The sequence below is a fragment of the Hippea alviniae EP5-r genome, from assembly GCF_000420385.1.
GTDB lineage: Bacteria > Campylobacterota_A > Desulfurellia > Desulfurellales > Hippeaceae > Hippea > Hippea alviniae.
The window spans coordinates 417183-436486 of the sequence record NZ_ATUV01000002.1; the positions used below are offsets into that span (position 1 = coordinate 417183).

A 19304-nucleotide genomic window follows, 5' to 3' on the forward strand; every position below is an offset into this window, starting at 1 on the left:
CTTTGATTTCTATATACCCCTTTTGGAAATTTTTGTGACAACCTCTGCCATATATATAGAGATACAGGTTACTAAACGTAGGAAAAAGGAATACAGGTTTCTTACAAACACAAAGTGAAAGGAGGATAACATGAGGTATATTCAGTTGACAAAAGAAGATTTTGAGAAAGCAGGTATCCCATTTAACCCAAAAACTTTTTACAGATGGGCTGTAAAAGGAAAATACCCAGAAATGTTCAGCAAAATAGGTGGTCGCATTTTACTCGATGTAGAGAAGTTCTATGAGCTTGTCGAGCAAAACAAGCTTTCGAGAAAAAACAGAGTTTATTCAAAATCTAATGCCTGAAAGTAGAAGGCTCTAATTCGTTTTCTCTGTGAGGGGCAGACACGTGCTTTACAAAAAGACAACTATAGGAAAACAGGGGGTTTTATGACCAAGCTCATCTCAGACGATAAAAACATCGAAGAAAGAGAGACAGTCCCTAAAACCCCACTTCTCGGGCAGGTTGATTGTTCAAAATGCCCAAGATTTAACACCTGCTCAGCTTCTATATGCCCTTTGAACCCAAACAGACATAAAGCAGTCTGGTATCCAGATGAGGAGATTTGCAAAAACAGGGAGATGGTTAAAAGGTTTAGGTTCATTCGGGTTCAGAGGAAAATACAAAAACGGGCTGTTAACAGAGATACCTATTACACACTCAGGATGTTGGAAGAGATAACAGGTGTCAGAAAAGAAACAAAGGGCCTATCCCCTGAAACCGTCTCTGATGAGTCGTGGATAACTCAAAGAAAAAAACAGAAAGAGAAGAAGCTTAGAAATGCCCAAATCAGAAAGACAACCATAGGAAAATGCGGGGTTTTATGACCAGGTTTTTTAAATTCGATAAAAACATCGAAAAACACTCTGATTGGTCTTATTTCCATGAAAATTTTAGATGCTCAAAACAACCATAAGGGTTGAGGAAGAAATATTTAGTGGGCACAAGAAGTAGTTTATAGAGAAAGAAAGGGGGGTGAGAGTGAAGAAAAACAAGAAACAGGTTAAGGGAGAAAATGTTTAGCTTTTGCAATGATAAACTCTTTTTTACTTTTATAAGTTGGCAAAGAGTCAAAAGAGGTTAGAGAGAGGGTAAAAGGCTATCTGCCTTTGTTGTTATAGATAAAAGAATAGCGGCATAACAAAGCAAGAAGCACTCGCGAGATATTTCCTATGGCTAAAATAGTGGAAAAACTTTACTTTTCTGGCTGGAGTGATAAACGCATAGCAGAAGAGCTTGGAAAAGGGAAAGACGAGATATTAAGGCTAAAACAGTTTACAGGGCTTGGTTCTCTATTTGCGGGTAGGAATTACTCAAGAGCGTGGGAATAAAAGCAATTACAGGTCATCTTCATCTTCTTCATTTGTTAATCCTTTTTTTTCTAACTTTCGGGCGAGTTTTTTCTTATATTCCTCCTCTAACCACTCTTTGTATGATTGTAAAAGTTCCTTTTTTTCTTTAGCGCAAGCACAACTTTCCAAAAAGGAAACAATTACAGAATTTATGGTTGAGTCTTTCTTTGCAGCTTGTTTACGGAAAAATTCATACAGATAAGTTGGCATTCTTATGCTCACAACCAGTGTTCCTTCTTTTTTTCTTCTGCCCATAGCCAATCTCCTAATCTTTTTTAGAAAAATATACTACAAGAACAAAGAAAATCAAGTTTTTCCTATAAAAACAAAAACTTCCAATATGTTTCCAACAGGAAACTTCCAATACCAAAAAAGCCGTTTAAGGCTTGTTGCCCTAAACGGCATCATAAAAGGCTTTAGATGGCGCGCCCGAGAGGATTCGAACCTCTGACCCACGGATTAGAAGTCCGTTGCTCTATCCAGCTGAGCTACGGGCGCGCTTTCATGGTCGGGGTGAGTGGATTTGAACCACCGACCCCCTGCTCCCAAGGCAGGTGCGCTAACCAAACTGCGCTACACCCCGTTGGCGTTCAATTATTATCACAATTTAATGGCGAATTCAACTAAAAAATTGAAATTTTTTATCCCATTTTTATCAAAATAACACCTATGACTATAAGCAAGCTTGCTATAAATCTTAGTTTACCGTAAGGTTCTTTCAGTATAAATATTCCCATTAGCACACCGAACAGTGAGCTTATCTGCCTTACTCCTGCAACAGCGCTGATTTTTGCCATCTCCATTGCGTATCTGTAGGAGAGAAAAGAGAGTGTAAGTATAACGCCACCGGCTATAACTGCAGGTAAAGAGTTTCTATAGCAGTAAAAGATTTTCTCTTTTAACTCTGCATTCTTTAATATATTTACTGTCATATATATAAACATGAATATAACAACCCAGTAGGTATAAATAAAAAATTTGTCTTTTCCGACGCCTATTTTGTCTATTATTGAGCCAAACGAGTAGATAAAACCTGCAAATAGTGCATAGGGTATATGTTTCTCTTTTAGTGAGAGCTTCTTAAACCTGAAGTTTGAGAGTTGTGTATTTAACTGAATTGTGTATGTTCCAAGTAGGGCTAAAACTATGCCTATGAACACTCTTATGCCTATTCTTTCACCAATTAGAAAATATGCCAGAAATGGTATATAGAGTGGTGCTGTTATACTTAATGGATAAACCATAGATAAATCGCCTTTTGCTAAAGCGTAAGCTTTGCCTGTGTATATTTGATAAAGGCTAAAGAAAACAGCCGCAGCAGAAGCAAGTCCAATTGTTTTTGTATCTGTCGATATGAAGCCTTTTCTAAAAGTGGCGAGTATTGTCATAATTACGATTGATACAGAGAACATGCTCCACAGATATATGGTTTTTATCTTGCTTTTCTTAAATGTGAAATTGTATGTTGCATGCATTAAGGCTGAAAATATAACAAGAAATAGAGCGTAATAGCTCAATTAGTATTCTCCTAAAGCCCTTCTGAGTTTAGCTTTAGCGATGTAATATCCGTACAAGGCAGTGTAATAGTTCATTTCTGCCTGTGTTAGATAGGTTCTTGCATCTAACACATCAGTTGAAGTTGCTAATTGATTTTTATATCTGATGTCTGTGATTCTGTAATTTTCCTTTGCTTCTTTTAAAGCAACCTTTGCTGTTTTTATATTCTCTATTGCTGTTTGAAGGTCTAAATACGCCTGTTTTACGCTTAATTTTACCTGCTGTTTTGCTTCGTTTAGTCGTTGGTTTAATGCAAATACTTTGTGTTCTGCTGACTCTATATCGTAGTGTGTTTTGAATGAGTCAAAAATCTGCCAGTTTATCTGAATGCCAATCATTGCGTTGTGCTGATTGCCAAAATTGTTTTTACTTGCAAGTACATCCCTTCCTTTTTGCTGATACTCTCCAAAAACGCTTATGTGTGGATAGTAACTGCTTGCTGCAAGCTTTGTATTTAGCTTTGCCTGTTGAATTTGAATCTTTAATGCAGCAATTAGTGGTCTATTTGATAAGGCTTTTTGATAGAGTTTCTCTATGTTTGGTATTTTTCCTATCTCGATATTTTTGATGTCTTCAACTGAAAAATCGGAATCTATGCTGTTTGTTAATATTGTGTTTAGCCTTGATTTTGCCAACTTTAGTGCGTTTTGGGCTTTTGTCTGGTTTTGTATGGCATCTGCCAATGCAACCTTTGACTTTAGAAGGTCGTTTAGCGGTATTATCTGCTCTTTGTAAAACTGTTTAGCATCAGTTAGGTGTGCTTTGAGTTGTTTTACGGTTTCTTGGGCAACCATGAGTCTTTTTTCTAAAAGCAATATATTGAAATATGCTATCTTTGCATCTAAGGCAACATCCAGTATAGCTTCTTTTTCGTAAATCTTATTTAAATCTATACCTAATTTTGCTATCTCTTTCGCCGTTGATAGGGCAAATCCTGTGAATATGGGTTGGGATAGCCTTAAAAACCACTCAACTTTATTTCTATCTCCAATAATGGTTTTTCTTCCCATTGATACTGTGTAGGGCTTATCTTTAAGATGAGTGTAATTGTAAGAGAAGTCTATTTTTGGGAACATGTCTGAAACAGAAGATAGATAGCTGTATCGAGCAGCTTCTAAATTCTCTTTTTGTATCTTTATCAGATAGTTATTGCTTATGGCCCTTTTGACAACTTGATTGAGTGTTAAGGTTTTTGATAGTGATTGTTGTTTAAAAAGAATAAGGAAAATAATCAGAAAAATAGCGACTTTTTTCATTTCTTCTCCCTCCTTACGAAGGGAGTTTACAAGAAAATAGTTTCATTTGCAACTATTTAAAGGGTTAACTCAATCAAGTATCACTATCTCAACCCGTCTATTCTTTGCCCTTCCTTCTTCTGTTGTGTTTGGTGCTATTGGGTTTGATTTACCTTTTCCTTCGATTTTGATTCTGTTTTTGTCTATCCCTTCGACATAGATTAAGTAATCTGCCACGCTTTGTGCTCTCTGAAGCGAAAGTTTTAAATTATAAGTATCAGAACCTATATTGTCTGTATAACCGATGATAAGAATTTTCTTGTTTGGTTGCTCTTTTAAAAACTCTGCCACGACATGTAGGGCTTTTTTGGCTTTTTCTTTTAGGAAAAACTTATTGAAATCAAATAAAACCTTTTCTGGTATAGTCAGCTTTGTGCCTTCTTTTGTTTTTTCAACGCTTATCCCTACTTTTTCTGGCGATGGTTTCTCTTCCTTTTTTGAGTATTTGCCGACTTTTATGTTGCTTATCAATTCGCCGTATCTGTTTGTATCTTCAACAAACATAAACTCAAACCCGCTTATTTGCTCGTTGTCTGTTAAATTAAATGGAGCGGATATAAGTCTTTTTCCATTGGCGTATATTCTTAACTGATGTCTTCTAACTTGAATAGCGACATGAACTCTTTTTCTAAAGCAGTTTTTTATCTCTCCTATTTTGCCTATGTTTTCAAGGTAAAATCCGCATCTGTTGTAGTAGCCTGCTATCTGGATATCATAAGGTGGTTTTGCTTTATCCCAGGCTGAACCTCTGCTTTCTAAAAATCTAAAGATGAGTTTTGGCCCAACTGCACCATCCATTTTCTGATAGGGTAAGTAGTCGAACTCTATTGAGAACTCGTCTCTTCCCAAGAAAAGTTTTTTATATACCCTGAAATCGCTATTTGTCGATGGTGCTAACCATATCTGATTGTTGTATTTTACACACTCTCCTGCTCCTATGACTTTATCAAAATTAGAAGGTGGCTCTCCAACAGGGCATTTAGAAAAATTGTTTTCGAATAATATTTTATCTGCAGGTATGAAGGTTTTGTTTGCTCCCGTTATAAGTTCATCTGCTTTTGTATAAAAAGAGAGTGTGAGCAAAATCAATACAACCAAGACAAATCGTTTCATAATTTCCTCCTTCTTTGGGTTTTGATTTTAGTTATAATTTTAGATGATTTTTGTCAAATCTTATGTGCATAACTTATTCTGTTTTATATCTTGGATTATAGATAAAACCTGCTTTTTTGTGTAGTCCAAATCCTTTGAATTGTCTATCACTATATCTGCCAGCTCTCTTTTTTTATCTATTGACATCTGAAGATTTATTCTCTTTTCTGCTTCTTCTTTTGATAAATTGTTTCTCTTCATTAGTCGTTTAATCTGCGTCTCTCTGTCTGTCCATACGACAATTACGCAATCAAACATGCTCTGCATATCCTTCTCAAACAGAAGCGGAACATCGTATATGACAATTGCATCTTTTTTGCTTTTTGCTATTTTACTTAAGATTTCGTTTCTTTTTCTTTCAACTATAGGATGAACTATCGACTCAAGCTTTTTAAGTTGTTCTTTATCTTTTAGAACTATCTCTGCCAATTTCTTTCTATCTATGTTTCTATTCTCATATAAAATCGCATTTCCAAAAGCTTCAACAACCCTTTTGTATCCTTCTTCGCCCTTTTCATAAATCTTATGAACCAGCTTATCTGCATCTATGACATAACAGCCAAACTCTTCAAATATCTTTGCCACTGTGCTTTTGCCTGTTGCTATTGAGCCAGTAAGCCCTATAAACTTCATAACAGTTCCCTAAGTGGACAATTTTCGCAATCTGGTTTCTTTCTGCAAAACTCTTTTGCATTCTTTACGATTAGAGCATGATACTCGTTGAATAGCTTATAATCCTTTGGAAGGTTGTCCATAAATAGTTTCTGTAAACAGTCATAATCCAGCTTTTTTGATAGTTTATGTCTTTCTGCCAATCTTTTTGTGTATGCGTCTATTACAAATATTGGCCTTTCAAATGCATAAAGCAGGATTGAGTCTGCCGTCTCTTTACCAATACCCTTAACACTGAGCAGTTTTTTACGCAACTCTTCGGTTGAAAAGCTAAAGAGTCTCTCGATTCCGCCTTCTTCTTTAAAAAAGCGGCTTATGTTTTTAAGATAAATGCTTTTCTGATTAAAAAAGCCAGCAGGTTTGATTGCATCTTTTAATCTTTCTATGTCCATATAGAAGATGGCATTTAGATTGCATGAGTCTGTTGCTTTTAGATTTTGTATGGCTTTTTCAACATTTTTCCATGCAGTGTTTTGAGTGAGAATGGCTCCTATTATTATCTCTTCTTTTGTCTGGGCAGGCCACCAATGTTGCTGCCCATAAAAGTCAAATAGTTTGCGATAAATTTTCTCTATTCTATTTTCCATCTTGTAAAAATATATTTAAGCTTAAATCTTTTTGCAAGACAAAGCTATTTGTATATAATTTGCCGGTATGTTTGGAGCATTTAAAGAGCATAGAAAGTCTATTCTTATTATATTCATTTTGGGTTTTCTGTTTTTTCTCGGAAGGGCTTTTGAGCCTTTTATTAATGGAGACTCTTTAAATCATGCAACTATAGCAAAACATATCGTTCAAAGTAATGATTGGCTGAACCTTTACCTAAATGGTTATCCTTACTTGAAAAAGCCACCATTTTATTTCTGGTTGATAGCTCTATCTTTTGAAATTTTTGGGGTTTCGGCTTTTGCAGCTCGGATTCCTATTGCTCTTTTTGGTATTTTTGATGCTATCCTTGTTTATCTGCTGGCTTTAGAGTTGTTTAAAAATAGAAATACAAGTTTGCTGGCTTCCCTATTTTTTATAGTTAATTTTCATGTGATAAGGCTTACAAGCATAGTAAGAATGGAAAGCGTAATAACATTTTTTATTCTTTTAAATCTCTATCTGCTTTTAAAAAAGAGATATATACTCTCTGGTGTTGCCCTTGGATTGGGTATATTGACAAAAGGGCCTATAGCGTTTTTTGGTATTGTGTCTTTTATTTTGTATAAACTTTTTGTAAAGGAATATGAGTTTGTTTCTGGAAAGTTTTTCTTAGGTCTGTTTATTGCTGCAGTGGTAGGCGGTTGGTGGTATGTTTATAAACTTTTAACTGACCCTTATTTCTTTGATGTTTTTATAAATAAACAGATACTCCATAGAATAACAGGCGAGCTTTCCGAAGGCACTGTTAGAAGTCAGCTGTTTTACTTTAAAAGATTGCTTTCACGCTTTTTGCCTGGATTACCCTTCTTTCTTATTGGGTTGTTTCTTACCTTCAAAGATAAGTTGTTTAAAAAAGACAGATTATGGATACTTGTTCTTGTTTATCTTGTTGTTGTTTTTATTGCAATAGATATCCCTAAGGAGAAGTTTACACGCTATCTTTACTATCTTTATCCAATGGCGTCTCTTTTTGCTGCATATTCGGTTGTCAGATTGAATATAGAGAAGTATGTTTTTGTTGGTTTTATTGTTATAACTTTTGGTTTTTTGGCTGCTGTGATGTTTTATCCCAAATCGTTTCATCATCCGCCCAAGGAAGCCAAAGCCTGTTTTAAAATATGTGATGAGTTAAAACGGATAAACGGCTCAGCCATATTTAAAGGATTGAATCAGTTAGAGATGAGTTATTTGAACTTCTCATGCATCCGCAGTATGATGTCGAAACCTTCCGTTGTTATAGAAAAAAAGGGCAATGATTGTGTAATAGAAAGATTAAGCCCTTAAGTCTATATGTCCTTCTTTGGACTTTGCCCTTTTTTTCTGCTCTTCTTTGTCTTTGTTAATCGTGTTGTGTGGGTGGTTCTCGCTCTCTTCAACCTTTGTTGTTTTCTCTTCTTTCTCCTTTTTCTCTATCAAGCCTTTGAAAGCATCTGCTGCAGCGGCTTGAGCCAAAGGGTTCTGGTTTAGCTGACTTTGGGCTGTTGCGTTCAATATAACATTTTGTAAGTCTATCGGTCCGACCATGACTAATCTCCAAACAACATTTTAGATATAAACATGTCTCCCTTCTCTATGAAAACTCCATTTTTGCAGGAGTTCTCATTATAACTATCGGATTTTTTTGGCATTTTTGAATGCCACACAGCAAAAGGCACAGGTTCGTCTGTGTGGGTTTTTATCTTTATCGGTGTCGGATGGTCTGGCAGGACTGCAATCTTTAATCCGTCTTCAAACTCATCTGCCATTTTTATTGCTTCACCCACTATCTTTTTGTCAAACAGCTCTATTGCTTCTATTTTTTTGTTTACATCGCCCATGTGTCCTGTTTCATCTGTTGCTTCCACATGAAGATATACAAAATCGCTGCCGTCTTTCAAAAACTCAAACGCCGCATTTATTTTGCCTTCGAAGTTTGTATCCAAAAAGCCTGTAAGTCCTTCAATCTGCGGGACAAAAAGCCCTGTTAATTTACCCAATCCTACCATAAGGTCAACAGCACTTATCATGCAACCATCTTTGTTGAACTTATCCTTAAATAGTGGCATTGATGGTTTTTTGCCTTCCCCCCACAGCCAGATGGCATTTGCTTCTTTGTGAATGGTATTATCTTTTAAAACTTCACCTGCTTTTCTCATTATCTCCCTTAGTTTCTCTTTTGCTGCGCCATTTGGCAGATAATCATCTATCGGTTTGTCTGATATATCGTGTGGCGGTGTTGTTTTTTTGTCTTCTATGCCATCTCTCCAAATCATTAAGTTTCTATAGCTTACGCCTGCAAAGAACTCTATTCCTTCTTCATTTATCTTTTTGTTTAAAAGTTCTATTAGTTGCTTTGCTTTATCTGTTGGAATATGGTCTGCAGAAAAGTCCTTCATTATGCCGTTTTCTATGTTTACAAAGTTGCACCTGTATGCAACATCGCTATCCTTCATCTCTATATCCTGACTGATTGCTTCAAGTGGTGCCCTGCCTGTGTAATACATCTTTGGGTCATAGCCCAAAACACTCATATTTGCAACATCACTTCCAGGATGCATGCCTTCTGGCACGGTTTTAACCATACCCTTTATGCCTGATGCGATTATGTCCATATTCTTTGTGTCTGCATATTCAAGCGGTGTCTTACCGTTTAGCTCATCAATTGGCCAATCTGCCATACCATCGCCAAGCAAAATCAAATATTTCATCACTTTTACTCCTTTATAACCTTGATATAGAATTCTCTGTTTCTTGGCCCATCAAACTCCATGAAGAATACTCCTTGCCATCTGCCAAGAAGAAGCCTTCCACTCTCGATAGGTATCATCACGCTGCTTCCCGTTAATGTTGCCTGAATGTGTGCATCGGCATTGCCTTCTAAATGTTTGTATTTGTCGGAGTATGGAATTAATCGAGAGAGCTCGTTTAGTATGTCTTCTGCAACAGCAGGGTCAAACGCTTCGTTTATTATAACACCTGCCGTTGTGTGCGGAACATAGATTATAGCTATACCGTTCTTGATGCCTTTAATCTCTTCTTCAACCATGCTTGTTATCTCTATAGCTTCCTTTCTTGTGCTTGTTCTTATGCTTTTTCTTATCATGATGTTCTCTCCTTCTTACTTTTTTAAAATTTATTGTAAAATTGCCAATAAGTCAAAATTTATCTCTTGAATTATACCAGATTATTTGATATTTAACCAAGCAATGGGTAAGGTTTCGATTAAAGGAAAAAACTTTTTAGGTTTTGAGATAGAGATTAAAGGCTCAGATAAGGAGAATATATTTAAAGAGATAGAGAGCCTTCTTGCCGTTTCAAGCCAATACATGAAAAACTCGATAATAACGCTTAAGCTTGACGATACGAACAAACATTTGGCTGAAGAGCTTGTCTCTTTTTTGAAGGATAAAGAGATTCCTATAAGCGCTATTGTTTCAGAAAGCAAAAAGGGTTTAGATATAAGCCTGCCGGTTATAGAGCTTTCTGATTTGCATCTTGTAAATGAGACCAGCGAAAAGGAAGTGTCAACATTCAAAGGTAATCTAAGAAGTGGCCAGTCGATAAAGGCAAACGGCGATTTGGTTATAGCTGGTAATGTTAATTCGAACTCTTATATCTATGCAACGGGTAATATCTTTGTTTTGGGTAAGCTTTACGGTGTGCCACATGCAGGATACGGTGGTGATAACGATGCTATAATCTTTGCGTTTGATTTAAACCCACCGCAGATACGCATTGGTGATTATATAACACGCTCTCCAGAAGAGAATGTGCTCCTTAAAAAAAGGAAGAATGTCGTACCTGAAGTTGCGCATGTTGAAGATGGAGCTATAGTTATAACGCCTTATGATGAGTGGATAAATTCTAAATAGGAGTAAAAGTATGGCAGGGAAGGTTCTTACGATAACATCGGGTAAGGGCGGTGTTGGAAAATCGACGACAACGGCGAACTTGGCACTTGGTCTTGCATTGCTTGGTAAAAAGGTTGTTGCTATTGATTTGGATATTGGCCTTAGAAATCTTGATATGATTTTAGGACTTGAAAACAGGATTGTGTATGATGTTGTTAATGTTGTTGAAAAGGCATGCAAGATTAAGCAAGCTCTAATAAAGGATAAAAGGACGGACAATCTGTATCTTATAGCTGCAGCTCAGACAAGGGATAAATCCGCTGTCAAACCAGAACAGGTGATAGAGCTTACTGATGAATTGAAAAAGGAGTTTGACTTTATTCTGCTTGATTCGCCAGCCGGTATAGAAGGCGGGTTTAGAAACGCCATGTTGCCTGCAGATGAAGTGATAATAGTTACAACACCAGAGATATCCGCCGTAAGAGATGCGGATAGAGTTATAGGGATTCTGGAAGCAAACAACAAAAAAGAGATGAGTTTGATAATCAACCGTGTCAATCCAACACTCGTCAAAAAGGGCGATATGATGAGTAAAGACGATGTGCTTCAGGTTTTGAGTATTCCTTTGATAGGTGTTGTGCCAGAAGATGAAAATATTGTAAGCTATACAAACATTGGAGAGCCTTCCATATTGCATCCGAACTCCCAATCGGGTAAGGCGTATAAGAATATCGTTCAAAGGATTCTGGGCAAGGATGTTCCGTTTATGGAGATAGTTGAGAAAAAAGGGTTGTTTGAAAAAATAATAAGCTTTTTTAAGGAATAGGCTATGCTGTTGGATTTTTTTAGAAAGAAGAGAAAGAGTTCTGCTGAACAGGCAAAAGAGAGACTTCAAATCATATTAGCTCACGAAAGAGTCTCAAACAAGGCGCCTTTTCTTGATGATTTGAGAAAGGATTTAATAAAGGTTATAGCGAAGTATGTTGAGATAGACCCAGACCAGATAGATGTGAAGCTTCAGAAGGATAACGCTATTGAGATTTTAGAGATAAATATACCTATCAATAAGTAAATCTCTTAAAGCTTTGGAGCAAAATTCCGCCAACGATGAACAGAAGCGCAAAAAGGCTATAGAAGTGTATCTTCTCACCCAAAAAGATAGAGATAAATACCAAAGAGACAAAAGGTGTAAGATAAACCGTATTTGAAATAAGGGAAGTTTCTCCGCTTTTCAATGCTTTAAACCAGAATATATAGGATATACCGTTTATGAAGGCTCCATTTATAAATGTCCAGAAGAGTGTATTTGTATCAAGGCTTTCAATTCTAAAGAGTGGCAGGGTGAATAGAGAAAACACAGAAGCAGAAAGAAAATAGTAGAATACTGCAACTTCTGGGTCTGTTTTGTTTTTCTTGCCAAGCACAGAGAAAAGGGCAAAACACAAAGCACCAGCAAAAGACAACATATCACCTGTTATACTTGTAAAGTTCAGTTTGAATGGGTTGCCTTTTGATGCTATAATAAGGACACCAAAAAAGCTTACAAGTATTGAGACTATCTTTACTGCTGAGATACTCTCCTTGAGTATAGGTATACTTAAGGCAACAATCAGGATTGGCCAGCTGTAGTTTATTATGAAAATTTCCTGAGCCGTTGATAGACTAAATGCTTTGTAAAGCAATACATAATAAGCAAAACTTCCAAGAAAACCCAAGAATGTTAAAAAAGCATACTCCGTTGGCGAGTTGAGTTTTAATGATTTTCTTTGAGAGAGAAGATAAATAAACATAACCGCTGCCGATATCAGGTTTGAAAAAAACAGAAAGGAAAAATTATTGAGATTTTTTAGAGCTTCTTTTGATGCAACGGGTATAAATGCCCACAGAACAACGCAGAGCAGGGCATAGAGTAGTGATTTACTCATTTTCCAGTTTTAAGGCTTCGTCAACTATTAGGATAGGTATATCATCTTCAATGGGATACTTAAGTTTACAATTTTCACAGATTAAAAACTTCTCATCTTCGCTCAGCTTAAGGTCTCCTTTGCACTTTGGACATGCTATGATTTTTAAAAGCTCTTTACTTATAGCCATTTTAGACCCTCCTTGATTTTTTCTATTAGCTCATCTTCAAAAATCTCTTTTGGCTCTATTTTTATCAGCTTTATGCCTGCAGATCTTAGTGTTGGTTCTATTATGTTTAAGGATTGCATCTTTGCCTTGTTTTCTGGGTTGACTATGAAGATGGCAAGTTTGGGTTGCAGTTGTGGAAATGAGAGAATAAGAAAATCGACAAATTTTGTTTGAATTCTTAGATATGCGTTTCTGTTCTCCTTTGGTGTCCAAATAAAATCTGTGAGTCTAACCTTTGGCAAGATTGTGAAAGGTTTTTTCTGCTCCTTAAAAAAGTGCAGTATCCTGTCGTATGCTATTTTCTCTGTTTTGTTTAGAAGAAAATCCTTTGTTTTATAGACATCAAAGTCATCTTTTGCCTTTATGCTGTAATTCTTTGTGATGAAGTAATAGACTATAACAAGGATAATGAGTGAAACTATCACAATCAACCACATACTTGTCCAATAATAGGCTAATTTTTTGTTTTAATCAATAAGCAAGGGTTGATTTTTTGCTAAAATTGATTAAATTAACACTTTGCCTGTTATTGGGGACGAAATTTGGGTTCGACGGGGTGTTTTAGCATCCAAGGGTCATGCCGAGCTCCTGCCCGCTCGTAAAACTGGCAGGGAAAAAGAAACGCAGACGCTGATTACGCTTTAGCTGCTTAAGATAAAAGCAGCAGGCTTCTGCACCTTTTGGTGCTTTAGGTTGCAGAAAGCCTTTAGAGTTAAAGCACCGAAGGCTATCGTCCGCCCGATGCGGTAGCCTTTCTATTCAATCGGGTGCGTCAGGTGTAAGGTTTTGTTCCCTTTTTCCTTACGCCACAGACGCTAAACCAAAAAGGGAACTAAGCATGTAAAAGCCCTTGGGTGTGACGCACGCCCGGACGCGGGTTCAAATCCCGCCGTCTCCACCAGAAAAAAACAATCTAAAAAGTTAACATATATCGTGATTAAACTAACTCTCTTTTTATTTTGGTTATTTTTTTAGCCGTTTTGCTTGACGAAGAGATGTTTAGGTGTATATTTAGCGACGGTATGAGAAAGAACGACAGGCTTGTTTTAAAACCCAAGACGAACATTTTGGCTGTAATATTTATCATTCTGTTTGCCATAGCTTTTATAGCTGGAATAGCCCTTCTTGCTTTTGGGCAGGAGAGATATGCGCTTAAAAACGGCGTTATTCTCTATAGTGTGAAAAATGTTGAGCAGCTCAAAGAGAGATTGGCAATTTATGATTATTACAAGTCTTATCCCTTTGGCGTTGAGCCGTATCTCTTAAAAAGCCTTCCTAAGGACTTTGCAAAGCTTCCCGCAGCAGAAAGAAAAAAACTCTTTATAAAGGTTATGCTTCCTATAGCTTTAACCGTGAAACAGCAGTTTGACAGAGAGCATGCACTTTTTGAAAAGATAAAGGCTAAGATTGATTCTCACAAAGAGCTTACTTTCGTTGAAAAGGAGTTGCTTGAATACGGCTATAAGAGATACAGATGTAAAACGATTAATGAGCTTGTTAAAAAATCTGGCAGTGTGCCGATAAGTTTACTTATAGCTCAAGCTGGTATAGAATCAGGGTGGGGCAGTTCGAGATTTGCCATCTATTACAACAACATCTATGGCATACACAAAAAACACCCAAAGCCCAACGACATTGTAAGAAGATTTAAAAGTTTATACGATGCAACGGTCTGCTATGTTCTAAATTTAGACAGAAGCGCTGCTTATAAGCGTTTTAGGGAAGCGCGTTATAGAATGGGTGATTATCCAAACCCTTACAAGCTTGCCGAGTATTTGACAATGTATTCAACGAAGAGAAAAGAGTACACAAAACTAATTCAACAGATAATAGCATCAAACGATTTGACTGCATTTGATAAACTCTCACCTGCCGGTGTTGTTGCAGAGACTTCAGCAGGCTCTTACTCTCTACAATAACCTTGCCTTGTTAATTCAATTGTATTAGAATGCTCCCAAAAAAAAGGGGGTATACAAATGGGAAACCTTATAGCAGTAGCAACGGCAAAAGACAAAAAGAGTCTATGGTCTGGTCATTTTGGTGTATCTCCCTTTTATAGTATCTTTGATGAAGAGGGCAATCTTATAGAGCAGAGAGAAAACCCATTCTCAAAGGATAAACATCATGATGACCCGTTTAAGGTTAAAGAGTTTTTAAGCGATGTTTCAACATTTGTGGGTAAGAACATGGGTCAGAAGTCAAGAAAAAAGCTGACTGAGAAGCTAAAGGTAAGAACGCTGCTTGTTAGTGCAGAAGATATATATGATGCGGTAAAGTATTATCTTGATGCCAAGAAAAACATAGATGTGTTTGAGAGATGCACGGATAAGTATGAAGATTGGTTTGATAAGTATCCTGCTGTATATGAGAGTGAAATCAATATGCTTAAGAGTATTATGCCAAAGTGGGACAGAGCCATTGAAATAGGTGTTGGAAGCGGTAGATTTGCCTATCCTTTGGGTATAAAGGAAGGTGTCGAACCTTCCGATAGTATGTCAAAAATTGCCCAAGAGAGAGGCATAAAAGTCTATCCCGGATTTGCCGAAAATCTGCCCATATTAGATGAAGAGTATGATTTTGTTTTGATGGCTGTTACAATCTGCTTTGTAAAAGAGCCTATGAAGTCCCTTAAAGAAGTTTACAGGATTTTAAAGAAGGACGGTAAGACGATTGTTGCCATTGTTGATAGGGAGACAGCAATAGGAAAAGAGTATTTAAGAAAGAAAGAGAAGGGCGAGTTTTATAAGAATGTGAACTTCTTTTCGACTAAAGAGCTAATTGATATGATGAAGGAAGTGGGTTTTGAGATAGAAGGTGTATATCAGACGCTGTTTGCAGACAGTATAAAAGAGATAAAAGAATCACAACCATACAAGGAAGGATTTTCAGAAGGCGGATTTGTCGCTGTTTTGGGTGTTAAATAGTGTTGGAGATACTGCAGAAATCTTTTGTTAATACAATCTCTATTGTTGAGACTATTGTCTTAATCGTAATTGTTGTGTTCATAGTAGGTTTGTGGGTTTATGTGCCTTTTGGCATAATGAGTATAAATAGAAGACTTAAAAGGCTGGAAAAAGAGATTAAAAGGAGTCGGGAAGAAAATTAGACTTGACTAACAAAGTGAGATTATTATAATGGAAGTCATGATGAGATTGACTGATGGATTGCCAGAGAAGAGCTATCTTGTAGAAGCCGTAGAAGGTGGATGTATAGCTAAGGATAGACTGTGGAAGCTGGGCATAATACCCGGCGTTGTTTTAACGATAAAGAGAAAAGCTCCCATGCGTGGGCCTTTGATGATTGAAGTCAATGGCGTTGATATTGTTGTAGGCAGAGGAATAGCCAACAGGATAATCATTAGGGAAGCAGGATGAAGGTTGCATTTGTTGGCCAACCGAATTGTGGCAAAAGCACTCTATTTAACCAAATAGCGGGTTATAAGAGCTTATCTGCCAATTTCCCTGGTGCGACTGTTGAATATACAAAAGGGCAGACATACATAGATGATGAGATAGTTGAAGTCTTCGACCTTCCCGGCACATACTCTTTAAGCTGGTATGATGATGCAGAGAAAGAGACTGTAAAAGCTCTATTTTCTATGGATTTTGATGTTATAGTTAATATTCTTGATGCATCAACGCTTGCACGAAGTATTGAGTTGACTATTGAACTTATGTCGCTTGAAAAACCGATGGTTGTTGCACTCAATATGATGGATGAAGCATACCGTAAAGGTATTGTTATAAATGTGAAAAAGCTTGAGGATGTGTTGGGTGTAAGGGTTATTCCTGTTATAGCTAAGAAGGGCAAAGGGATAAAAAACCTTCTAAATGCCGTAAAGAACGCCCAAAAACCACGAAAGAGATGTGTCTATTCAAAGGATGTTGAGAAGTATATATCAATTGTTGCAGACTGTATAGAAAAGAGCAATCTAAAGAGCAGATGGCCTTACAAGATGCTTGCTATAAAGGCTATAGAAGGTTTTAAACCGTGCGAAAAGGTGATAGAAGAGCAGACAGATTGCTTTGATAGACTAAAGCAAGCAAAGTATGCCTTAAGGGATGGCCTTGTTATAGTTCAGGAGAGACATGCTTTATGTATGGATATATTTGAGAAAGTGGCAAAGGTAAAAAAGATTAAAGAAAAAAGCATAGAGACAAGACTTGATGCTTTTCTGCTTCATCCGTTTTTTGGTTATATCTTTATGGTGCTTATTTTCTATTCGATTTTCTATATTGTGTTTACAGGTGGCGTTCCTGTTGAAGGTTTTATAGTTGGAGTATTTGACAAGGTTGATAGTTATCTTGCTGAAGTTCTTTCGTCAAATAGACTCGTTTTTTCTATAGTTAAAGGCGTTGTTGATGGGGTAGGTGCGGCGTTTGGCATAGCTTTTCCCTATCTGTTACCGTTTCTGTTTCTTATCTCTCTGCTTGAAGATATCGGATATCTACCACGAATTGGTTTTTTAATGGACTCTTTAATGCATAAGATGGGTCTTCACGGCACAAGTGTTATACCGTTTGTATCTGGTTATGGTTGCAGTGTTCCAGCGATTATGGCAACAAGGATTTTAAAGAGCAAAAAAGAGAAGTTTATCTCTGCATTTTTGGCGTCTTTGGTGCCATGCTCTGCAAGAACCACTGTTATTATGGGTCTTGTTGGTTATTTTTTGGGTTATTGGTATGCTATAGCACTTTACATCTTTAATATCGTTGTGATTTTCTTTACAGGTATGGTTTTAAAAAGACTCTTACCAGGCATGAGTCCAGAGATGATAATAGACATTCCACCCTATAGACTTCCAACAGTTAAAACGCTTCTTTTAAAGACATGGCACAAGATTAAAGACTTTATCTATCTTGCTGTTCCTATGCTGATAGGCGGCAGCGTTGTTCTTACATTAATCGATTATTATCATCTTACGCCTTACATAAATGATTTGTTTAAGCCGTTTCTTGAAGGTTTTTTGGGTTTGCCAGCTGCCGTTGGCGTTGTATTGATTTTTGGTATTCTAAAAAAAGAGTTAACTCTTCTTATGCTTTATCAGGCACTCGGTGTTGCAGGCCTAAATCAACTCTCTTCTGTTATGAGTAAAGAGCAGATGCTTGTCTTTACGGTTTTTGTTATATTCTATGTTCCCTGCCTTGCAACGATAGCTGCTATAAAAAAGGAAGTGGGATTAAAGAATTCTCTTGTTATAACAGCCGCCACATTTTTCCTTGCATCTCTTCTTGCCTTTGTTGTTAAAATAGCAATGAGTATATGGATATAAAGGTTTATACAGACGGGAGTTGTTATAGTAATCTTAAGATAGGAGGCTGGGGTGTATATATTATTGTTGATAAGAAGAGTATAAAGTTTTCTGGTGCCTGCAGTTGTAAAGATTCTGTATCTGTTGAATTTTTAGCCGTTCTTAAAGCACTTGAGTATTTAGACTATTACTTTGACGATATAGAAAAGGTCAGCTTCTATACGGATTGTGATTATGTTGTTAAAGTTGTTAAAGAGTTTGAAAACAAAGGAAAATTCTCGTTCAGGTCAAAGACATCCTTAAAAAACAGAAAGAATATCTCCACACTTCTTCACTATGTCTCTTTGCTTCCTATAGATTGGTATGTAGTTAAATCCCATCGTGGCAATAAGGGTAATCAGATAGCAGATAGTCTTGCAAGAAAGGCAGCTCAACTTTACATTAAGCAGAAAAAAGAAGGCGACTAAATGTCGCCTTCTGGACTAAATTATGGCTTTCTCTTTTAAAACCTTAGCTATTGTCTCGCCAATGTATCCCGGATTTTCTATTGTATAGACCCCAGCTTCTTGTAAAGCCCTGTATTTAGATTCTGCTGTTCCGTGTTTGCCCATTATTATAGCACCAGCATGCCCCATTCTTCTTCCTGGTGGTGCTGTTCTTCCTGCTATGAAAGCAAAGACAGGTTTTCTTATTCCGCCTTTTTTGATAAATTCTGCTGCTCTCTCTTCTGCGTTACCACCGATTTCTCCAACCATCATAACGGCTTCTGTTTCCGGGTCTTCTTCGAATTTCTTAAGCCAGAAGATGTAATCTGTTCCAACTATTGGGTCACCACCAATTCCCACGCATGTGGACTGACCCAATCCAGCTTTTGTTATCTGGTCTGCCGTCTCATATAGAAGCGTTCCACTTCTTGAGATTATGCCTATGCTTCCACGGGTAAATATGTGTCCAGGCATTATGCCTATCTTTGTTGCACCAGGTGTTATAATTCCCGGACAGTTAGGACCTATTAACGTAACACCTTCTTTCTCTATAACCCTTTTAACCTTTACCATGTCAAGAACAGGAATGCCTTCTGTTATACACACGATTGTTTTTATGCCACTTCCAACGGCTTCTAAAATTGCATCTGCTGCAAATGGCGGTGGAACAAATATTAGGCTAACATTTGGATGAGTCTCTTTTACGGCTTCTTCAACTGTATTAAATACAGGAATCCCATCAACTTCTTGTCCACCTTTGCCTGGCGTTACACCTGCCACAATTTTTGTTCCATACTCTTTGCAGGCTTTTGCATGATAGCTGCCTTCCTTACCTGTTATACCCTGCACTAAAACCCTGCTTGTTCTATATACACATACAGCCATTTA

General features: G+C 37.0%; 26 protein-coding genes, 2 tRNA genes and 1 other RNA gene. 14 read left to right on the forward strand and 15 right to left on the reverse strand.

Translation table 11 applies throughout. From position 1 onward, the window contains the following. Window positions 1-130 precede the first annotated feature (130 nt). The 3 genes from G415_RS0108950 to G415_RS11110 all read left to right on the forward strand — a co-directional run bounded on the left by G415_RS0108950 (window position 131) and on the right by G415_RS11110 (window position 1372). Window positions 131-346, forward strand: coding sequence for a hypothetical protein (locus G415_RS0108950; RefSeq protein ID WP_022671349.1), 216 nt, complete (start codon window positions 131-133; stop codon window positions 344-346). 84 nt (window positions 347-430) lie between these two features. Then, window positions 431-868, forward strand: a complete 438-nt coding sequence (locus G415_RS0108955; RefSeq protein ID WP_022671350.1) for a hypothetical protein — start codon at window positions 431-433, stop codon at window positions 866-868. 345 nt (window positions 869-1213) lie between these two features. Then, window positions 1214-1372 carry a hypothetical protein gene (locus G415_RS11110; RefSeq protein ID WP_155825496.1) on the forward strand — a complete coding sequence of 53 codons (159 nt, stop codon included), beginning with the start codon at window positions 1214-1216 and terminating at the stop codon, window positions 1370-1372. Window positions 1373-1378: 6 nt separating this feature from the next. Here G415_RS11110 and G415_RS0108965 read toward each other — a convergent pair whose 3' ends face one another. The 8 genes from G415_RS0108965 to G415_RS0109000 all read right to left on the reverse strand — a co-directional run bounded on the left by G415_RS0108965 (window position 1379) and on the right by G415_RS0109000 (window position 6656). Continuing rightward, window positions 1379-1648 carry a hypothetical protein gene (locus tag G415_RS0108965; protein WP_022671351.1) on the reverse strand — a complete coding sequence of 90 codons (270 nt, stop codon included), beginning with the start codon at window positions 1646-1648 and terminating at the stop codon, window positions 1379-1381. Between the two features lie 166 nt (window positions 1649-1814). After that, a tRNA-Arg gene (locus tag G415_RS0108970) sits at window positions 1815-1891 on the reverse strand. A gap of 7 nt (window positions 1892-1898) precedes the next feature. Further along, window positions 1899-1976: transfer RNA gene (locus G415_RS0108975), tRNA-Pro, on the reverse strand. Window positions 1977-2034: 58 nt separating this feature from the next. Further along, window positions 2035-2910 carry a DMT family transporter gene (locus G415_RS0108980; RefSeq protein ID WP_022671352.1) on the reverse strand — a complete coding sequence of 292 codons (876 nt, stop codon included), beginning with the start codon at window positions 2908-2910 and terminating at the stop codon, window positions 2035-2037. Then, complete coding sequence (locus tag G415_RS0108985) at window positions 2911-4206, reverse strand: TolC family protein (RefSeq protein WP_022671353.1); 1296 nt, start codon at window positions 4204-4206, stop codon at window positions 2911-2913. Between the two features lie 69 nt (window positions 4207-4275). Next, entirely contained in the window at window positions 4276-5358 is a 1083-nt protein-coding gene (locus G415_RS10905; RefSeq protein WP_022671354.1) for an OmpA family protein, read from the reverse strand. Window positions 5359-5418: 60 nt separating this feature from the next. Next, window positions 5419-6030: a dephospho-CoA kinase gene (gene coaE, locus G415_RS0108995; RefSeq protein ID WP_022671355.1), complete on the reverse strand. Its 612-nt coding sequence runs from the start codon at window positions 6028-6030 to the stop codon at window positions 5419-5421. Next, window positions 6027-6656, reverse strand: coding sequence for an endonuclease III domain-containing protein (locus G415_RS0109000; RefSeq protein WP_022671356.1), 630 nt, complete (start codon window positions 6654-6656; stop codon window positions 6027-6029). The genes coaE and G415_RS0109000 overlap by 4 nt, the downstream gene beginning before the upstream one ends. A 67-nt stretch (window positions 6657-6723) precedes the next feature. Between G415_RS0109000 and G415_RS0109005 the strand changes: the two genes are divergently transcribed. Next, the gene (locus G415_RS0109005) at window positions 6724-8001 is read left to right on the forward strand and encodes an ArnT family glycosyltransferase (RefSeq protein WP_022671357.1); all 1278 of its coding nucleotides are present in this window, start codon (window positions 6724-6726) and stop codon (window positions 7999-8001) included. Here G415_RS0109005 and G415_RS0109010 read toward each other — a convergent pair. Genes G415_RS0109010 through G415_RS0109020 form a run of 3 tightly spaced genes read right to left on the reverse strand, consistent with a single transcriptional unit; the run spans window position 7990 to window position 9799 of the window. Next, window positions 7990-8241, reverse strand: a complete 252-nt coding sequence (locus tag G415_RS0109010; protein ID WP_022671358.1) for a hypothetical protein — start codon at window positions 8239-8241, stop codon at window positions 7990-7992. The genes G415_RS0109005 and G415_RS0109010 overlap by 12 nt on opposite strands. 2 nt (window positions 8242-8243) lie before the next feature. Continuing rightward, window positions 8244-9404, reverse strand: a complete 1161-nt coding sequence (locus tag G415_RS0109015; RefSeq protein ID WP_022671359.1) for a cofactor-independent phosphoglycerate mutase — start codon at window positions 9402-9404, stop codon at window positions 8244-8246. Window positions 9405-9409: 5 nt separating this feature from the next. Next, window positions 9410-9799, reverse strand: a complete 390-nt coding sequence (locus G415_RS0109020) for a secondary thiamine-phosphate synthase enzyme YjbQ (protein ID WP_022671360.1) — start codon at window positions 9797-9799, stop codon at window positions 9410-9412. A 103-nt stretch (window positions 9800-9902) separates the two neighbouring features. On the opposite strand from G415_RS0109020, the gene G415_RS10910 reads away from it, so the two are divergent. The 3 genes from G415_RS10910 to minE are packed head-to-tail and all read left to right on the forward strand — an operon-like array spanning window position 9903 to window position 11619. Further along, on the forward strand, window positions 9903-10568 hold the full coding sequence (locus G415_RS10910; protein WP_022671361.1) for a septum site-determining protein MinC: 666 nt from the start codon (window positions 9903-9905) through the stop codon (window positions 10566-10568). Window positions 10569-10578: 10 nt separating this feature from the next. Continuing rightward, window positions 10579-11373 (forward strand): septum site-determining protein MinD, encoded by a 795-nt coding sequence (gene minD / locus G415_RS0109030; protein WP_022671362.1) that lies wholly within the window; start codon window positions 10579-10581, stop codon window positions 11371-11373. Window positions 11374-11376: 3 nt separating this feature from the next. Further along, the gene (minE, locus tag G415_RS0109035; RefSeq protein ID WP_022671363.1) at window positions 11377-11619 is read left to right on the forward strand and encodes a cell division topological specificity factor MinE; all 243 of its coding nucleotides are present in this window, start codon (window positions 11377-11379) and stop codon (window positions 11617-11619) included. On the opposite strand, the gene G415_RS0109040 is transcribed toward minE, so the two are convergent. The 3 genes from G415_RS0109040 to G415_RS0109050 are packed head-to-tail and all read right to left on the reverse strand — an operon-like array spanning window position 11609 to window position 13105. Continuing rightward, a complete protein-coding gene (locus G415_RS0109040; RefSeq protein WP_022671364.1) occupies window positions 11609-12472 on the reverse strand; it encodes a DMT family transporter in 864 nt (287 codons plus the stop codon). The genes minE and G415_RS0109040 overlap by 11 nt on opposite strands. Next, window positions 12465-12641: a Trm112 family protein gene (locus tag G415_RS11000; protein WP_022671365.1), complete on the reverse strand. Its 177-nt coding sequence runs from the start codon at window positions 12639-12641 to the stop codon at window positions 12465-12467. Before G415_RS11000 ends, G415_RS0109040 begins: the two co-directional genes overlap by 8 nt. Next, entirely contained in the window at window positions 12632-13105 is a 474-nt protein-coding gene (locus G415_RS0109050; protein WP_022671366.1) for a DUF2726 domain-containing protein, read from the reverse strand. Before G415_RS0109050 ends, G415_RS11000 begins: the two co-directional genes overlap by 10 nt. 106 nt (window positions 13106-13211) lie before the next feature. Between G415_RS0109050 and ssrA the strand changes: the two genes are divergently transcribed. The 7 genes from ssrA to G415_RS0109080 all read left to right on the forward strand — a co-directional run bounded on the left by ssrA (window position 13212) and on the right by G415_RS0109080 (window position 18398). Beyond that, window positions 13212-13581: a transfer-messenger RNA gene (ssrA, locus tag G415_RS11005) on the forward strand. Window positions 13582-13639: 58 nt separating this feature from the next. Continuing rightward, on the forward strand, window positions 13640-14599 hold the full coding sequence (locus tag G415_RS0109055; protein WP_081639373.1) for a glucosaminidase domain-containing protein: 960 nt from the start codon (window positions 13640-13642) through the stop codon (window positions 14597-14599). A gap of 57 nt (window positions 14600-14656) precedes the next feature. After that, a complete protein-coding gene (locus G415_RS0109060; RefSeq protein ID WP_081639374.1) occupies window positions 14657-15604 on the forward strand; it encodes a methyltransferase domain-containing protein in 948 nt (315 codons plus the stop codon). Continuing rightward, window positions 15604-15786 carry a DUF1049 domain-containing protein gene (locus G415_RS0109065; RefSeq protein WP_026939682.1) on the forward strand — a complete coding sequence of 61 codons (183 nt, stop codon included), beginning with the start codon at window positions 15604-15606 and terminating at the stop codon, window positions 15784-15786. The genes G415_RS0109060 and G415_RS0109065 overlap by 1 nt, the downstream gene beginning before the upstream one ends. A gap of 37 nt (window positions 15787-15823) precedes the next feature. Further along, window positions 15824-16054 carry a FeoA family protein gene (locus G415_RS0109070; RefSeq protein WP_162138545.1) on the forward strand — a complete coding sequence of 77 codons (231 nt, stop codon included), beginning with the start codon at window positions 15824-15826 and terminating at the stop codon, window positions 16052-16054. Beyond that, entirely contained in the window at window positions 16051-17952 is a 1902-nt protein-coding gene (feoB, locus tag G415_RS0109075) for a ferrous iron transport protein B (RefSeq protein WP_026939684.1), read from the forward strand. Before G415_RS0109070 ends, feoB begins: the two co-directional genes overlap by 4 nt. Further along, window positions 17943-18398, forward strand: a complete 456-nt coding sequence (locus G415_RS0109080; protein ID WP_022671369.1) for an RNase H family protein — start codon at window positions 17943-17945, stop codon at window positions 18396-18398. Before feoB ends, G415_RS0109080 begins: the two co-directional genes overlap by 10 nt. Before the next feature lie 15 nt (window positions 18399-18413). Here the strand turns inward: G415_RS0109080 and sucD are convergent, their stop codons facing one another. Beyond that, window positions 18414-19301, reverse strand: a complete 888-nt coding sequence (gene sucD, locus G415_RS0109085; RefSeq protein WP_022671370.1) for a succinate--CoA ligase subunit alpha — start codon at window positions 19299-19301, stop codon at window positions 18414-18416. Window positions 19302-19304: the final 3 nt, after the last annotated feature.

What these genes read in the sequence shown, in the direction of transcription:
- G415_RS0108950 (WP_022671349.1), top strand. Translation starts at nt 131, where the DNA reads ATGAGGTATATTCAGTTGACAAAAGAAGATTTTGAGAAAGCAGGTATC.
- minE (WP_022671363.1), top strand. Translation starts at nt 11,377, where the DNA reads ATGCTGTTGGATTTTTTTAGAAAGAAGAGAAAGAGTTCTGCTGAACAG.
- minD (WP_022671362.1), top strand. Translation starts at nt 10,579, where the DNA reads ATGGCAGGGAAGGTTCTTACGATAACATCGGGTAAGGGCGGTGTTGGA.
- coaE (WP_022671355.1), bottom strand. Translation starts at nt 6,030, where the DNA reads ATGAAGTTTATAGGGCTTACTGGCTCAATAGCAACAGGCAAAAGCACA.
- G415_RS0109070 (WP_162138545.1), top strand. Translation starts at nt 15,824, where the DNA reads ATGATGAGATTGACTGATGGATTGCCAGAGAAGAGCTATCTTGTAGAA.
- G415_RS11110 (WP_155825496.1), top strand. Translation starts at nt 1,214, where the DNA reads ATGGCTAAAATAGTGGAAAAACTTTACTTTTCTGGCTGGAGTGATAAA.
- G415_RS10905 (WP_022671354.1), bottom strand. Translation starts at nt 5,358, where the DNA reads ATGAAACGATTTGTCTTGGTTGTATTGATTTTGCTCACACTCTCTTTT.
- feoB (WP_026939684.1), top strand. Translation starts at nt 16,051, where the DNA reads ATGAAGGTTGCATTTGTTGGCCAACCGAATTGTGGCAAAAGCACTCTA.
- G415_RS11000 (WP_022671365.1), bottom strand. Translation starts at nt 12,641, where the DNA reads ATGGCTATAAGTAAAGAGCTTTTAAAAATCATAGCATGTCCAAAGTGC.
- G415_RS10910 (WP_022671361.1), top strand. Translation starts at nt 9,903, where the DNA reads ATGGGTAAGGTTTCGATTAAAGGAAAAAACTTTTTAGGTTTTGAGATA.
- G415_RS0109015 (WP_022671359.1), bottom strand. Translation starts at nt 9,404, where the DNA reads ATGAAATATTTGATTTTGCTTGGCGATGGTATGGCAGATTGGCCAATT.
- G415_RS0109040 (WP_022671364.1), bottom strand. Translation starts at nt 12,472, where the DNA reads ATGAGTAAATCACTACTCTATGCCCTGCTCTGCGTTGTTCTGTGGGCA.
- G415_RS0109080 (WP_022671369.1), top strand. Translation starts at nt 17,943, where the DNA reads ATGGATATAAAGGTTTATACAGACGGGAGTTGTTATAGTAATCTTAAG.
- G415_RS0108985 (WP_022671353.1), bottom strand. Translation starts at nt 4,206, where the DNA reads ATGAAAAAAGTCGCTATTTTTCTGATTATTTTCCTTATTCTTTTTAAA.
- G415_RS0109020 (WP_022671360.1), bottom strand. Translation starts at nt 9,799, where the DNA reads ATGATAAGAAAAAGCATAAGAACAAGCACAAGAAAGGAAGCTATAGAG.
- G415_RS0109010 (WP_022671358.1), bottom strand. Translation starts at nt 8,241, where the DNA reads ATGGTCGGACCGATAGACTTACAAAATGTTATATTGAACGCAACAGCC.
- G415_RS0108955 (WP_022671350.1), top strand. Translation starts at nt 431, where the DNA reads ATGACCAAGCTCATCTCAGACGATAAAAACATCGAAGAAAGAGAGACA.
- sucD (WP_022671370.1), bottom strand. Translation starts at nt 19,301, where the DNA reads ATGGCTGTATGTGTATATAGAACAAGCAGGGTTTTAGTGCAGGGTATA.
- G415_RS0108965 (WP_022671351.1), bottom strand. Translation starts at nt 1,648, where the DNA reads ATGGGCAGAAGAAAAAAAGAAGGAACACTGGTTGTGAGCATAAGAATG.
- G415_RS0109000 (WP_022671356.1), bottom strand. Translation starts at nt 6,656, where the DNA reads ATGGAAAATAGAATAGAGAAAATTTATCGCAAACTATTTGACTTTTAT.
- G415_RS0109060 (WP_081639374.1), top strand. Translation starts at nt 14,657, where the DNA reads ATGGGAAACCTTATAGCAGTAGCAACGGCAAAAGACAAAAAGAGTCTA.
- G415_RS0109005 (WP_022671357.1), top strand. Translation starts at nt 6,724, where the DNA reads ATGTTTGGAGCATTTAAAGAGCATAGAAAGTCTATTCTTATTATATTC.